This window comes from Pandoraea terrae, assembly GCF_902459695.1.
GTDB lineage: Bacteria > Pseudomonadota > Gammaproteobacteria > Burkholderiales > Burkholderiaceae > Pandoraea > Pandoraea terrae.
Window position 1 is genome coordinate 18,649 of the sequence record NZ_CABPRZ010000019.1, and the last position, 15,174, is coordinate 33,822.

Annotated in this window: 13 protein-coding genes; 5 read left to right on the forward strand and 8 right to left on the reverse strand. The window is 63.2% G+C overall.

Going from position 1 to position 15,174, the window contains the following annotated elements:
• Window positions 1-17: 17 nt before the first annotated feature.
• From folE2 to PTE30175_RS19600, 4 genes are all read right to left on the reverse strand, one after another.
• Window positions 18-827, reverse strand: coding sequence for a GTP cyclohydrolase FolE2 (folE2, locus tag PTE30175_RS19585; RefSeq protein ID WP_150698751.1), 810 nt, complete (start codon window positions 825-827; stop codon window positions 18-20).
• A gap of 115 nt (window positions 828-942) precedes the next feature.
• Window positions 943-2,847 (reverse strand): 1-deoxy-D-xylulose-5-phosphate synthase, encoded by a 1,905-nt coding sequence (dxs, locus tag PTE30175_RS19590; RefSeq protein ID WP_150698752.1) that lies wholly within the window; start codon window positions 2,845-2,847, stop codon window positions 943-945.
• 51 nt (window positions 2,848-2,898) lie between these two features.
• Complete coding sequence (locus PTE30175_RS19595; RefSeq protein ID WP_191629148.1) at window positions 2,899-3,792, reverse strand: polyprenyl synthetase family protein; 894 nt, start codon at window positions 3,790-3,792, stop codon at window positions 2,899-2,901.
• Window positions 3,793-3,820: 28 nt separating this feature from the next.
• Window positions 3,821-4,084 (reverse strand): exodeoxyribonuclease VII small subunit, encoded by a 264-nt coding sequence (locus PTE30175_RS19600; protein ID WP_150698753.1) that lies wholly within the window; start codon window positions 4,082-4,084, stop codon window positions 3,821-3,823.
• A 217-nt stretch (window positions 4,085-4,301) separates the two neighbouring features.
• Here PTE30175_RS19600 and PTE30175_RS19605 point away from each other — a divergent pair, with 217 nt between their 5' ends.
• The 3 genes from PTE30175_RS19605 to PTE30175_RS19615 all read left to right on the forward strand — a co-directional run bounded on the left by PTE30175_RS19605 (window position 4,302) and on the right by PTE30175_RS19615 (window position 7,361).
• Complete coding sequence (locus PTE30175_RS19605; RefSeq protein ID WP_150698754.1) at window positions 4,302-5,405, forward strand: aromatic ring-hydroxylating oxygenase subunit alpha; 1,104 nt, start codon at window positions 4,302-4,304, stop codon at window positions 5,403-5,405.
• A 190-nt stretch (window positions 5,406-5,595) separates the two neighbouring features.
• Window positions 5,596-6,453 (forward strand): DMT family transporter, encoded by an 858-nt coding sequence (locus PTE30175_RS19610; protein WP_150698755.1) that lies wholly within the window; start codon window positions 5,596-5,598, stop codon window positions 6,451-6,453.
• Between the two features lie 26 nt (window positions 6,454-6,479).
• On the forward strand, window positions 6,480-7,361 hold the full coding sequence (locus tag PTE30175_RS19615) for a sulfurtransferase (protein WP_150698756.1): 882 nt from the start codon (window positions 6,480-6,482) through the stop codon (window positions 7,359-7,361).
• 92 nt (window positions 7,362-7,453) lie between these two features.
• On the opposite strand, the gene PTE30175_RS19620 is transcribed toward PTE30175_RS19615, so the two are convergent.
• From PTE30175_RS19620 to polA, 4 genes are all read right to left on the reverse strand, one after another.
• Window positions 7,454-8,404, reverse strand: a complete 951-nt coding sequence (locus PTE30175_RS19620) for a ZIP family metal transporter (protein ID WP_150698757.1) — start codon at window positions 8,402-8,404, stop codon at window positions 7,454-7,456.
• Window positions 8,405-8,495: 91 nt separating this feature from the next.
• Window positions 8,496-9,371: a dienelactone hydrolase family protein gene (locus tag PTE30175_RS19625; RefSeq protein ID WP_150698758.1), complete on the reverse strand. Its 876-nt coding sequence runs from the start codon at window positions 9,369-9,371 to the stop codon at window positions 8,496-8,498.
• A gap of 17 nt (window positions 9,372-9,388) precedes the next feature.
• Entirely contained in the window at window positions 9,389-10,714 is a 1,326-nt protein-coding gene (locus tag PTE30175_RS19630; RefSeq protein WP_150698828.1) for an NAD(P)/FAD-dependent oxidoreductase, read from the reverse strand.
• Window positions 10,715-10,905: 191 nt separating this feature from the next.
• Window positions 10,906-13,653, reverse strand: coding sequence for a DNA polymerase I (polA, locus tag PTE30175_RS19635; protein WP_150698759.1), 2,748 nt, complete (start codon window positions 13,651-13,653; stop codon window positions 10,906-10,908).
• Here polA and PTE30175_RS19640 point away from each other — a divergent pair, their 5' ends adjacent.
• A complete protein-coding gene (locus PTE30175_RS19640) occupies window positions 13,654-14,391 on the forward strand; it encodes an LOG family protein (protein ID WP_150698760.1) in 738 nt (245 codons plus the stop codon).
• A gap of 371 nt (window positions 14,392-14,762) precedes the next feature.
• Window positions 14,763-15,122: a hypothetical protein gene (locus PTE30175_RS19645; RefSeq protein ID WP_150698761.1), complete on the forward strand. Its 360-nt coding sequence runs from the start codon at window positions 14,763-14,765 to the stop codon at window positions 15,120-15,122.
• Window positions 15,123-15,174: the final 52 nt, after the last annotated feature.

Here is a 15,174-nt window from a genome sequence, read left to right on the forward strand (position 1 = left end):
CACTATCACGGCAAACGTCAGGCGTCGAGGCGCTTGTCGCGCTCGATCACGGCGTAGGCGCTGTGATTGTGGATCGACTCGAAGTTCTCGGCCTCGAGGACGTAGGCAACGATGCGCGGCTCCTGGTTCAGGCGTTGCGCGACGTCTCGCACCAGATCTTCCACGAACTTCGGATTGTCGTAAGCGCGTTCGGTCACGAACTTTTCGTCCGGACGCTTGAGCAGGCCCCACAGTTCGCACGACGCCTCTTCCTCGGCCATGCGTACGATTTCTTCGACACCGATCTCGCCGGCAAGCTCGGCGTTGATCGTGACATGCGAGCGCTGGTTGTGCGCGCCGTATTCCGAGATCTTCTTCGAGCACGGGCACAGGCTTGTGACCGGCACCAGCACCTTGAGCCACACGCGCGCCTGTCCGTCGCGCACGTCACCGACGAGCGTGACCTCATAGTCCATCAGGCTTTGCACGCCCGATACCGGCGCCGTCTTGGTGATGAAGTACGGGAATGTGACTTCGATGCGGCCGGCTTCGGCTTCGAGCTTCTCGAGCATGACCGCGAGCATGTGACGGAAACCGGCCACGTCCAGCGGCGCCCTGTTCTCTTCGAGCAAGGCCACGAAGCGCGACATGTGCGTGCCCTTCTGGTCAGCCGGCAGGTGCACGTCCATGTTGAACACGCCGACAGTCGCCTGGGGCTGACCCGCCGGGGTCTTGAGGACCAGCGGGAAGCGCACGGCGCGCACGCCGACACGCTGGATCGGGATCTGCCGGGTGTCGACGCTGCTTTGCACGTCCGGCATAACGAAAGCGGGGTTCATCTGATTCATCAATATATCCTTCTGTGCCGGCCAGCCGGCTGGGGGCAATGCGTACGCACAAAGCACGAGACGCGGACCGGCAAAAGCGCCGGACGTTTCCGGCGCAGGGCGCAAATCCGGCGCTTCAAGCCACTAATTTGGTGACGTTTTCCGATTTTTCAAGCGGCTTGAGGTCGAATCGCGCGCAAATCGCTTGGGTAATCCCCGCTGCGTCAAGACCGCACGACGCCAGCAACTGGGCGGGATCGCCATGATCGACAAATCTGTCGGGCAGCCCCAATTGTAGTATGGGTCGATTAACCCCACTGGCGAGGAGGGATTCCACCACAGCCGAACCCGCGCCGCCCATGACGCACCCCTCCTCAACCGTTACGAGGAAATCATGCGTCTGCGCCATATCGGCGACGAGTGCGTCGTCCAGCGGCTTGACGAAACGCATGTCGGCCACCGTCGCATCCAGACGGGCGGCTGCGGCCATCGCAGGCGCCACCATGCTGCCAAACGCGAGAATCGCCACCCGCTTCCCGGCCTCGGCCGCGCCGTCGCGCCGCACCACCCCTTTGCCGACCGGCAAGGCGCTCATCTCGGCCTCGATCGCCGCGCCAACGCCCGCGCCGCGCGGATAGCGCACGGCGGACGGTCCGTCGATCTGAATGCCGGTATACAGCATCTGGCGGCATTCGTTTTCGTCGGACGGCGCCATGACAACCATGTTGGGGATGCAGCGCAGGTATGCCAGATCATAGGCGCCCGCGTGGGTCGCGCCATCCGCGCCGACCAGCCCCGCCCGATCGAGCGCGAACAACACCGGCAGGTTCTGCAAGGCGATGTCGTGGATCAGTTGGTCGTAGCCGCGCTGCAGGAATGTCGAGTAGATGGCCACGACCGGCCGCATGCCTTCCGTCGCCATGCCGCCGGCAAACGTCACGGCGTGCTGCTCGGCGATGCCGACGTCGTAATAGCGGCCGGGAAAGCGCCTTTCGAACTCGACCATGCCCGAGCCCTCGCGCATCGCCGGTGTGATGCCGACCACGCGCGTATCCTGCGCGGCCATGTCGCACAGCCAGTCGCCGAAGACCTGCGTGTAGGTCTTCTTGCTGCTCGTGCTGGGCTTGATGCCTTCGGCCGGGTCGAACTTGCCCGGGCCGTGATACAGCACCGGGTCGGCTTCCGCCAGCTTGTATCCGTAGCCCTTGCGCGTCACCACATGCAGGAACTGCGGGCCCTTCAGCTCCTTGATGTTCTGCAGTGTCGGAATCAACGAATCGAGATCGTGCCCGTCAATCGGACCGATGTAGTTGAATCCGAACTCCTCGAACATCGTGGCCGGCACGATCATGCCCTTGGCGTGTTCTTCAAGCTTGCGCGCCAATTCCAGCATCGGCGGGGCAACGGACAGCATGCGCTCGACGCCCTTCTTCGCCGCGGCGTAGAACTTGCCGGACATCAGGCGCGCCAGATAGCGGTTGAGAGCACCGACCGGCGGCGAGATCGACATGTCGTTGTCGTTGAGGATGACCAGCAACGGCAGGTCGTCGTAGACCCCCGCATTGTTCATCGCCTCGAAGGCCATGCCGGCGGTCATTGCGCCGTCGCCGATCACGGCGATGCCGAAACGGTGCTCGCCCTTGGTCCTGGCGGCAAGCGCCATGCCGAGCGCCGCCGATATCGACGTGCTCGAATGTGCCGTGCCGAACGTGTCATACGGCGACTCGCTGCGGCGCGGGAAGCCGGAAATGCCGCCCGCCTGCCGCAGGGTTTTCATGCCTTCCCGGCGGCCGGTCAGAATCTTGTGGGGGTAGCTTTGATGGCCGACGTCCCAGACAATGCGGTCTTCGGGCGTATTGAAGACGTAATGCAACGCGATCGTCAACTCGACCGTTCCGAGGTTGGACGACAGGTGACCGCCGGTGCGCGACACGCTCTCAAGCACGAACGCGCGCAGCTCTTCGGCCAACGGCGTGAGCTGGCGTCGGTCGAGTTTGCGCAACGCGGCCGGGTCATCGATGGTGTTTAGCAATTCGTACATCGTCGTTCCATTGTAGGCGGTCTCAGAAGCCGGTTTTCCGGCCGCTGCGCCCTAGTAAATCCGTTCGACCACGAAGTCGGCCAGGGCCCGCAGACGGCCCGCCGACGCGCCAAGCGCCGCCGTTGCCGCATGAGCATCTGCACGCAGTTGCTCGGCAAGGGCCCGCGCGCGGTCAAGGCCGAGCAACGTGACGTAGGTCGCCTTGTCGTGCGCCGCGTCCTTGCCTGCTGTCTTGCCCAGCGTGGCCGAGTCGGCCGTGACGTCGAGAATGTCGTCCACGACCTGGAACGCCAGGCCGACGGCACCCGCGTAGGAGTCGAGCGCCGCCGCCTCGTCGTCCGCCAGGCCCCGCCCGCACAGGGCGCCCATGCGCAGCGACGCGCGCAGCAGCGCGCCGGTCTTCATGCGATGCATGGTTTCGAGGGCATCTTGCGCCAGCTTCCGGCCGACGCTCGCCAGATCGATCGCCTGGCCGCCGGCCATGCCGAGCGATCCGGACGCAAGTGCCAGCTCCCGCACCAGCGCGAGCGATTGCGGCGCGGACAATGTCGCGACGCCTTCGGCCAACAGGACAAACGCCTGCGTCTGCAAGGCATCGCCGGCCAGCAGCGCCGTGGCTTCGTCGAACTGCACGTGCACCGTGGGCTTGCCGCGGCGCAGCGTGTCGTCGTCCATGCACGGCAGGTCGTCGTGCACAAGCGAATACGCGTGAATCATTTCAATCGCGCAGGCGGCACGGTCGAGCGCCTCGCCGGACGCCTGTGTCACTTCGCCCGCGGCGAAGCACAACAGCGGACGCACCCGTTTGCCGCCGCCAAGCACCGCATAGCGCATGGCCTCGTGCAGCCGGGCCGGGCCGCCCGCCACGGGCGGCAGCGCGGCGTCGAGCGCCTGTTCGGTACGCGTCTGAACAGCCAGCATCCAGGCCTTGAATTCCTGCTCCATCGTTGCCGTCACGAAGCCTCCGCCGCGATCATTCGTCGCGCGCCGGCTCGAGCGGACGCAGGGTTTCGCCTTCGAGCACCTTGACTTGCTGCTCCACCTTCTCGAGCAGGCCCTGGCAATATTTGACGAGCGCGGCGCCCCGCCGGTACGCGCCTAGCGACGCCTCCAGCCCCAGCTCGCCGGCTTCCATGCGGCCGACCAGCTGCTCGAGCTCGGCCAGGGCGGCTTCGTAGTTTTCAGGCAGGTCAGTCGCCTCAGGCGCTACGTCCTGCGGCTTCGCGGTCTTGGCCATAGATGCAAAATTCGGATCGAATGTTCCATTTTACGGCAAAAGGCGCGTACACCGTAGTATGCGCACATCAAGGCGCGCCGCTTTTCACACGATATTTAACGCAAATCATGGACTGGGCAGCCCCGAATAGCGAGTCCCGGGTATAATCATCGGTTCCCCTAAATCGATTTTTCGATGGTTGGGTTGTTCACTGCTTTCAGGCTCGACGGGAGTGGGAATGTCCAATCTAAGCAGCGCTTTGCAGCTAAAGCCGGCCGCGAGCCAGTTGCCGGTATATACGTATTTCGACGAGTCGCTGTTGCAACGCGAACTCGACACGCTTTTCAAACATGGCCCGCGTTACGTGGGTCATGAACTGATGGTGCCGGATTCGGGCGATTATTTCGCCCTGCCGGCGGAGCAGGAAGGCCGCATGCTGGTCCGCAACGAGAACGGTATCGAACTGCTCTCGAACGTGTGCCGGCATCGCCAGGCCGTCATGCTCAACGGTCGCGGAAACGCACGCAACATTGTGTGCCCGCTGCACCGCTGGACGTACGACACGAAGGGCGAACTGCTCGGCGCGCCGCATTTTCCGGAGAAACCTTGCCTGAACCTCGGCAAGTTCCCGCTGCAACGCTGGAACGGGCTGCTGTTCGAGGCCGCGGGCCGGGACGTGCAAGCTGACCTGGCCAGGCTCGGCGTGAAGCATCACCTCAACTTTTCGGACTACATGTTCGACCATGTCGAGGTGCATGACTGCAACTACAACTGGAAAACGTTCATCGAGGTCTACCTCGAGGACTATCATGTCGTCCCGTTCCACCCGGGCCTCGGCAGCTTCGTCTCGTGCGAAGACCTGAGCTGGGAGTTCGGCGACTGGTACAGCGTGCAGACGGTTGGGGTGCATCGTGGTCTTGCGCATCCCGGCAGCCCGATCTATCGCCAGTGGCACGACATGTTGCTGAAGTACCGCGAGGGCGTACCGCCCGAGTTCGGCGCGATCTGGATGGTGTACTACCCGCACCTGATGATCGAGTGGTATCCGCACGTCCTCGTCGTATCGTGGCTGATTCCGCGCGGCCCGCAAAAAACGACGAATGTCGTCGAGTTCTACTACCCCGAGGAAATCACGCTGTTCGAGCGTGAGTTCATCGAGGCGGAGCGCGCCGCCTATATGGAAACGGCACGCGAAGACGACGAGATCGCCGAACGCATGGACGCCGGGCGCCGCGCCCTCTACGAGCGCGGCGTATCGGAAGTCGGGCCATACCAGAGCCCGATGGAAGACGGCATGCAGCACTTCCATGAGTTCTTGCGCCGCCAGATGGGCGATTTCTGAACTTTGCCGCGTTGTCCGCGAGGGAGGGTGCGACCAACGCAACACTTCCGGATGATGACTTGCATTTTTGCCGAAACGGCGGACCCAGTGTCCGCCGTTTTCGTTAGAATCATCGCTGTGCTTACGATATGAACAAGATCGGCAAGCCGCTCAAGCGCCCCGCTTGCCCCCTCTTTACAAGCTAATCGCCATGCAATCGCTCTGGATGTTGGTCGCCGCCTTCATGTTTTCGCTGATGGGGGTCTGCATCAAACTCGCGGCGCACGATTACAACACCGGCGAAATCGTCCTCTATCGCAGTCTGATCGGCATGATCGTGTTGCTCGTCGTCGCCCGGGTTCGCGGCGGCACACTACGCACTCGCCATATTGGCTCTCATATCAAACGCAGCGCCGCTGGCGTCATTTCGCTGGGGCTCTGGTTCTACTCGCTGACGCAGTTGCCGCTATCCACGGCAATGACGCTCAATTACATGTCGCCGATCTGGATTTCGCTGCTGGTGATGGCAACGGCGGCGATGCGCGGCAAGCTCCGCACGGACATGCGGCTCACGGCCGCGATCTTCGCCGGCTTTCTCGGTGTGGCGCTGCTGCTGCAACCGACGGTCGACAGTCAAGCCTGGGGCGGCGGCGCGGCGGGGGTCGTCTCGGGCGTGTTCTCGGCGATCGCGTATATGCAGGTCAAGGCGTTGGGCGCAAGCGGTGAGCCTGACTGGCGCATCGTGTTCTATTTTTCAGTCGGGGGCGTGATTCTCGGGCTGATCTGGGTGGCGATCAGCGGCATGCACACCCATACGCCACGCGGCGTGACGCTGCTTCTGGGAATCGGACTTTTTGCAGTCATCGCCCAAACGGCGCTCACCCGGGCATTCAGCCTTGGCGACACGCTGGTCGCCGCGAATCTGCAATATTCCGGCGTAATCTTCGCTACACTGTTTAGCATGGTGGTCTGGGACGATTGGCCCGCCCTGGCCGGCTGGTTCGGCATGGCATTGATCGTCGCCAGCGGCATGGCCGCGCTGCGCCGCCCGGCTGTCGCACCTCGGTAATTGCCTGCAATGCTCGCGGAGACGTCATGGTTCATACGCACTTCACCACGCTCATCAGCCCGCAAAATCTCGATGCGCTGATGCAGACCGCCGCCGGTGGCGGCGCCCCGGTCGTCATCTTCGACTGCCGCTTCGATCTGGCAGCGCCGGCAGCCGGCGAAGCCGCATACGTGGACGGACATATCTTCGGCGCCTTTTATCTCAACCTGGATCGCGATTTGTCGGGCCCCACGACGGGCAAGAACGGCCGTCATCCGCTGCCGGACCGCGACGAACTGGTGCGGCTTCTGGCCGCGTACGGGGTATCGAACGGCCAGCAGGTGGTGGCTTACGACGCGCAGGGCGGGGTATACGCGGCGCGCCTGTGGTGGCTGTTGCGCTGGCTGGGCCATGAAGCGGTCGCGGTACTCGACGGCGGACTGCCCGCCTGGCAAGCTGCCGGCTTGCCGCTCGACGCCGCCGTGCCCGAAGATCCACCGCAAGGCACGTTCACACCGGGTGAGCCGCTGGCGACAACGGCCGACGCGGCAGCACTGGAGCGCAATCTTTCAACGCACGAGCGTCTGGTGATCGACGCGCGCGCGCCCGACCGCTATCGCGGTGAAAACGAAACCCTCGACCCGGTCGGCGGCCACATTCCCGGCGCCGCGAATCGGTTCTTCAAGGACAATCTCGGGCCGGACGGCCGCTTCAAGCCGGCTGCGACGCTGCGTGCCGAGTTTTCGCAGTTGCTGGGCACGCAGCACCCGGAACGGGTGATCTCGCAGTGCGGCTCGGGCGTGACGGCCTGCCACAATCTACTTGCAATGGAAGTCGCCGGGTTACATGGCGCAAGCCTTTATCCCGGGTCATGGAGCGAGTGGTGCGCCGATCCGCGCCGGCCTGTGGCGACCGGGGCTCAGCCCTGAGTTCAGTGGGTTGAATTCCGGGCGTTCAGCGTGAACACCGTCGGGCAGGGTTCGGTGGTCGCCCGCTCACACCTCCGGGGCCGCCAACGGAGCTACTTTTGCTTCGCAAAACCAGCTCCATCGCCGGCGTCATGCGCCCCGGGACCGGCGGCTTGCGCCAGTGCGGGGCCGGACGCCTTCTCATGTTCATGCTCGTGGTCGTGATCGTGATCATGGGCGTTCAGCCACACCACCAACGCCAATCCCACCGCAATCAACATGATCTGTGGCAAGGCGTCCTTCAGTGACGTGCGCCGCTGCATCTGCGGCATCAAGTCCGATACGGCAATGTAGATGAAGCTGCTCGCCGCCAATGCGAGCAGGTACGGAATCACATCCTGCAGCTGATCCAACATGAAATAGCCGAGAATGCCGCCGAGCAACGCCGTCGAACTCGACGCCAGCGTGAAGACGAGCGCCTTCTTTCTCGCGAATCCGGCATTGAGCAAGACCATGAAGTCGCCGAGCTTGTGCGCCACCTCGTGGACCGTGATCGAAACCGTCGCCGCAACACCCAGGCGTACGTCCGTCAGGAATGCGGCCGCGATCACCACGCCGTCCGCAAAGTTGTGTATCGCACTGCCCACCAGAATCATCCAGCCGCCCTTGCCCGCCTCATGCGCGTCATGGCCATGCTCGTGATGATGTCCATCGCCCTCATGGTGGTGGCTATGGCGCAGCAACGCCAGCTTCTCGAGCAGGAAGAAGCCCAGCAGACCGCCCAGCAGCCAGCGCGTGATGATGTGGGGATCGACGTGCGTCTCGAGGCTCTCTGGCAGCAGATGCAGCAGCGCCGTGCCCAGCAGCACGCCGGCCGAGAAACTGACCATCTTGTCAATCAGACGAGACAGCAAGGCGAACGAAAACGTGGCGGCGCCGGCCAGGCTCAAAACGCCTGAAGCCAATGAAGCCAACACGATGAAAACGAGGACGGCGTCGATGGTAATTCTCCCGCGGACAAGCCGGCGATTTAACCAGCTTTTGTCCGCGCAAGCAAACGGCATCGACGCACACACCACCGGGTCGCATACTGAAAACTCCCGGGCCAGTGCGTGCAAACGCCGCCCGCCGTGCACGTCAAAGGGTCAGTCTCGGTCAAATGACGCCATGTTGTTTGAACCAGGCTTGCAGGCCCTGCCATCCATCCCTGGCATCCGCCTCGACATAACTTGGGCGATAGTCGGCGAAGAAGGCATGGCCCGCATCCGGATAGACCACCAGTTCCGATGCCCTGGACGCCGCCGTGCCCTTGGCCAGCGCCGCCCTGGCCTGCTCGACAGTGGCGACCGGGATGCCGGTGTCCTTGCCGCCGTATAGCCCAAGCAACGGGCCGTTGAGCTTGCCGGCAATGTCGATCGGATTTTGCGGGGAGTTCGGCGACGGATCGCCGATGATCCGCCCATACCACGCCACCGCCGCCTTCAAGTGCGGATTGTGGGCGTCATACAGCCATGCGATACGGCCGCCCCAACAGAAGCCCGTGATCCCCAGGCGATTCGGATCGCCACCGTTGGCGGCCGCCCACCCAGCCGTCACGTCGAGATCGGACAGGGCCTGGGCATCCGGCGTCTTCGCAACGACGTTGCGCTGGATTTCGGCAATGGTGCCGTAAGACTGCGGATCGCCCGCGCGAGCAAACAGGTCGGGCGCAAGCGCGAAGTAACCGAGCTTGGCGAAACGGCGGCAAACGTCAGCAATATGCTGATGGACGCCAAAGACCTCGTGCACCACGAGGATGGTCGGCAAATGGGTCTTGCCGGCCGGTTTGGCGTGGTAGACCGGCAGTTTGGCACCATTGGCATCAAGCAAGGTCTCGCCGGCGTCAATGCCCTGGGTGTCAGTCGCGATGGTCTCGGCGGACACCGGCAGCACGGCTGCGGCGAACGCAGACCCCAAGGCGGTTTTCAGAAAGGTCCGGCGGTTCTTCGGCGCGACTTCAGGCACCAGGCTATCGATATCCATGAATGGCATGACCCTCTCCCATAAGATCAGTGCAATTTCACGCGAGGCACCGTTGAGCGCCGCAGCCGGTGCGCCAGGGTGTCGAGCAGCATGCGCCAGACCCCATGCAGCGCGGTCACGTGCATACGGTACAACGACGTGTACATGATGCGAGCAAACAGACCCTCGATGAACATGCTGCCGCCGATCAGGCCGCCCATCAGGTTGCCCACGGCGCTGAATACGCCCAACGATACGAGCGAGCCGAAGTCGCGATAGGCAAAGACCGGCAGCGGCTGGTCCTTCAGACGCGCGGCGATGGCCTTGACCAGGAAACTCGCCTGCTGATGCGCCGCTTGCGCGCGCGGCGGGACGAAGCTCTTGCGCTCCGGCCAGGCACAACTCGCGCAGTCGCCGAACGCAAAAATGTTGGGGTCGGTTTCACTCTGCAACGTCGGACCCACCTGAATCTGGTTAAGGCGATTGACCGCCAGGCCGTCCAGGGTCCCCAGCACGGCCGGCGCCTTGATTCCGGCAGCCCACACGGTAACGTCCGCAGGAATCACCCGGCCGCTGCGTGTCAGGACTTCATTGGAGCGGACTTCGCTGACCGGATCGCCCGCCGAGATTTCCACGTCGAGCTTGGCAAGCAGCTCGGACGTCGCCGTCGACACGCGCTCGGGCAACGCCGGCAAGATGCGCGGCCCAGCCTCGATGATCGTGATGCGAATGTCCTTCTTCGGGTCGAGACTGTGCAAGCCGTAGGCGCCGAGCACCTGGGCCGTATTGCGCAGTTCCGCCGACAGTTCGACGCCCGTGGCGCCCGCGCCGACGATGGCAAGGTGGACTTGATGTTTCGCGCTATCCGGCCCGCCCGACGCGCTGGCACTCTCGGCACGCATGCACGCGGCAAGGAGCCGCCGCCGGAAACGCTCGGCCTGTTCGACGGTGTCGAGCGCAATCGTGTTCTCCTGCGCGCCGGGCACGCCGAAGAAATGGGTGGTGCTGCCGATGGCGAGCACCAAGGTGTCATACGGCAGGCTGCGCTGCGGCAACAGGTCGCCGCCGCCCTCATCCGGCGCAGCAGGCACGGCAGCGAGGGTGAGCGTCCGGGTCACACGATCGAGTGCGATCAGTTCGCCCTGCACGAATTCGAAACCATGCCAGTGCGCCTGCGCGGCGTACTCGAGCTGATGCGTCGACGGGTCCATGCTGCCCGCCGCCACTTCATGCAGAAGCGGCTTCCAGATGTGCGTGGGGTAACGGTCGACAAGCGTGACGCGCGCAGTCTTGCCGCGCCCGAACTTCTCGCCCAGCTTGGTTGCCAATTCCAAACCGCCGGCGCCGCCGCCGACCACCACGATGCGATGCAAACTCACGTTAACTCCCAAGCATGGAAAACCGTCCGGACGGTCGGCATTTGCGCCCGTCGCATACGTCGATACCTTACCGCAGAGTGCGTTCGCGCGGTATGTCGCACAACAAATGTTCGCTATCCCGGGTGGAGAAAAACGCGCGTTCGGACGGTTTTGCCGCCCGTCCCGCCGGCGCCGCCCGCGCAAGACTAGTGGGCCTGTTCCCAGTTCGGGCCAACGCCCACTTCGGCGACGAGCGGCACCTTCAGCCCGGCCACGCCGCACATCAGTTCCGGCAGCCGCTTCTTCACTTGCGCGAGTTCGGCGTCAGGCACCTCGAGCACGAGTTCATCGTGTACCTGCATGATCTGTCGGGTGGCCATGCCCTTCTCGTCGAGCCATTGCTGCACGGCGATCATGGACAGCTTGATGAGATCCGCCGCGGTGCCCTGCATCGGCGCGTTGATCGCTGCGCGCTCCGCGGCCTGGCGGCGCGGTCCGTTCCCGCCGTTGATGTCGGGCAGCCACAGGCGGCGGCCGAAGACGGTTTCGACGTACCCCTTCGCCTTCGCACTCTTGCGCGTGTCCTCCATATATTTGGCGACGCCGGGGTAGCGCATGAAATAACGGTCGATGTACTGCTTGGCCGCATCGCGCTCGATGCCGAGATTGGCCGCAAGACCGAACGCGCTCATGCCGTAGATCAGGCCGAAGTTGATGACCTTCGCATAGCGGCGCTGTTCGGACGAGACTTCGAGCGGCGTCATGCCGAAGATCTCGGCCGCCGTGGCACGGTGGATGTCCTCGCCGTTGGCGAACGCGCGCAGCAGGCTTGCGTCGCCGGAAATGTGCGCCATGATGCGCAACTCGATCTGCGAGTAGTCCGCGGACACGAGATGGCTGCCGGGCGGCGCGATGAACGCCTCGCGGATGCGCCGGCCCTCAGCCGTGCGCACCGGAATATTCTGCAGATTGGGATCGTTGGACGCCAGGCGGCCGGTGATCGCCACGGCCTGTGCGTAGTTGGTATGCACACGGCCCGTGTCGGGATTGACCATCTTCGGCAGCTTGTCGGTGTACGTCGACTTCAGCTTCGCGAGGCCGCGATAGTCGAGCAGCACCTTCGGCAACGGATAGTCTTCGGCCAGCTTTTGCAGCACTTCCTCGTCAGTCGACGGCGCGCCGCTGGCTGTCTTCTTGACGACAGGCAACTGCAATTGCGTGAAGAAGATGTCGCCGATCTGCTTGGGCGAATTCAGATTGAATTTCTGGCCCGCGAGCGAATACGCTTCCGTTTCCAATGCCACCAGACGCTGACCGATTTCGTCGCTCTGCTTGTTCAGCAGCGCGGCGTCGATCAGTACGCCGTTACGCTCGATCGTTTGCAGCACGCGCGCCGTCGGCATTTCGATGTTGCCGTAGACATATTGCAATGTCGGCTCACGCTCAATGCCGGGATACAGCGCCAGATGCAGGCGCAAGGTAATGTCCGCATCCTCGGCGGCGTACTCGGTCGCACGATCGATCGCCACTTCGTCGAAGCCGATCTGATTGACACCCTTGCCGCAGACTTCCTCGTACGTGATCGTCTTCACGCCCAAATGACGCGAAGCCAGACTGTCCATGTCGTGCGTACGGTGGGATTCCAATACGTACGATTCGAGCAAGGTGTCGTGCGCCACGCCATTCAGACGAATGCCGTAGTTTTCGAGCACGTGCGAATCGTACTTCAGATTCTGCCCGACCTTCTTGTGCTGCGCGCTCTCAAGCCATGGCTTGAGGCGCGCCAGCACTTCGTCGCGCGGCAGTTGCGCCTGCTCGCCGGGGGCGCGATGGCCGACGGGAATATATGCGGCGCGTCCCGGCTCGACCGACAACGACAGGCCGACGATCTTCGCCTGCATTGCGTCGAGCGAGGTCGTCTCGGTATCGAACGACGTCAACCCGGCCGCTTCGATGGTCTTCATCCAATCGTCGAACTGCGCCCACGTCAGCACGGCTTCATAGGTACGTTCGATGGTATCGGCGGCGGGCGCCGCCGGCGCTTCCGATCCGGCCGTTGCCACCACGGCGGCTTCGGCCTCGCGCAGCAAGGTCTTGAATCCGTGGCGCTGGAAGAAGTCGCGCAAGACCTCAGTGTTCTCGGGCCGCGCCACGAGCGACGCCTCGATCGACTCCACTTGCGGCGTCAGGTCGCAGTCGGTGGCCACCGTCACCAGCTTGCGGCCCATCGGCAGCCAATCGAGCGTCTGGCGCAGGTTCTCGCCGACGGCGCCCGTCACTTGCGCCGCGTTCGCGATCAGGTTATCGAGATCGCCATATTGCGTGAGCCATTTGACGGCAGTCTTCGGGCCGCACTTCGCAACGCCCGGCACATTATCGACCGTGTCGCCGACGAGCGTGAGATAGTCGACGATGCGCGTGGGCGGCACGCCGAATTTCGCTTCGACGCCCGGGACGTCGAGCGTCTCCATCGTCATCGTATTGACAAGCGTGACGCGCTCGTCAACGAGTTGCGCGAGGTCCTTGTCGCCGGTCGACACGACAACGCGCATGCCCTTCGCGGCAGCGCGCCTGGCGAGCGTGCCGATGACGTCGTCGGCCTCCACGCCATCAATCATCAACAGCGGCCATCCCATGGCGCGCACCGCCTCGTGAATGGGCTCGATCTGCAGGCGCAGGTCATCGGGCATCGGCGGGCGATTGGCCTTGTACTCCGGGTACCAGTCGTCGCGAAATGTCTTACCCTTTGCGTCGAAAACACAAGCGCTGTACTCTGCATGTACGTCCTTGCGCATGCGGCGCAACATGTTGACGATGCCATGCAAGGCGCCGGTCGGCTCCCCATTGGGACCACGCAAATCCGGCAAGGCGTGATAGGCTCGATAGAGATAACTCGAACCATCGACCAATAAGAGCGTCTTACCATCCAGACCGAGCTGTTCCGATTCCGACATATGACCAAGAGAAGAAAAGTGATACCGAGTCTGCGCATGCTCGCAGACCATGAGCGCGCCACTGCCAAAAAGGCGCGCGCATCGTGGCAAATGTTCACGATTATGGCAGAGTTCATCGAGGCAACCGAGTACCTCTCGGAAATCCGGCCGGCCGTCAGCATCTATGGAAGTGCCCGCATCAAGCCGAAATCGCCGTTCTACAAATTGACGATGACGATCGCGCGGAAGTTTTCCGATGCCGGCTTCGCCGTCATCTCGGGCGGCGGCCCGGGCATCATGGAAGCGGCCAACAAGGGCGCCCATGGCGGCGCCTCGCCGACCGTCGGCCTGAACATCGAACTGCCGCACGAACAGAAAGGCAATCAGTACCAGGACATCTCGCTGCGCTTCCGGCATTTCTTCACGCGCAAGGTCACTTTCGTGAAGAACTCCGACGCATTCATCATCCTGCCGGGCGGCTTCGGCACGCTGGACGAACTGTCCGAAGTGCTGACGCTGATCCAGACGCAGAAATCGCGCGCCGTGCCGATCGTCCTCGTCGGCAGCGAGTTCTGGAAAGGCCTGCTCGATTGGGTCAAGACAATGATGTTGCCGATGGGCCTGATCAGCGAGAGCGACCTTGACCTGTTTCAGGTGATCGACGATCCCGATGCGATTCTCAAGGCTGTTTTCGACTTCTACGACGGACGGATCGAAGAACCGGAACCGGTAACCGGCGAGAAGATGTTCTATCTGTAAACGAAGCGAGCCCCGCCGCTGCGGGGCTCGTGACCAAGGCGCCATCCGCCGGCGCCGGGAAGAACGCGAAACGACAGTTTCCCGATTTTCTTATGACATTCGGTAATAAGCAGATTCCCTGTCACGCGCCGCACCGCATCGCGGCCGCCGTCCGATGCGTCAAATGGTTGCCCGGAGTCCTTCATAAGTAACGTTTCTTGCAAACCTGCCCGGCGACATGCGGCGAAAAGCCGCGTAAATCCTTACGTTTGGCACGAATCTGGCGCGCCCGAGGGGGATCGTTTGATAGAATGAAGAGGACATGGAACCCATTCTGGCGGGCAGACGCGCCGCTGCGCCCAGCCGATGCGTTCTCACAACGGAGAATAAAGATGAATACGTTCTTTTCGCGCGCCCTGCCGGTTGCCGTCGGCGCGGCGCTGCTGCTGGTTGGTCAGGCTCACAGTCAGGAATCGGCGTCCGTCGCCGCCCAGCGGGAAGCCGATGCCCGCGCCAACGCGACAAGCAGGTCCACCGTCGAAGTGAATCAGGAGCGCCATCCGAGCATTATCGTCAAGGACAAGGGCACCGTTGTCACGGAATACCGTGACCATGGCAAATCGCCCGAAGTCGACGTGCATTCGTCGTTCGGCACGAACTACCAGTTGACACAGCCGCTGGATAATGCGCCGAAGATTCGCGACAACAGTGCACAAGATGGACGCCTGCCGTCCGTCGGCCTGAAGTTCTGAGCACCCCGCGCCGGCCGGACCGGCGCAATCGCGGGCCCGCCGCCACTGCGCG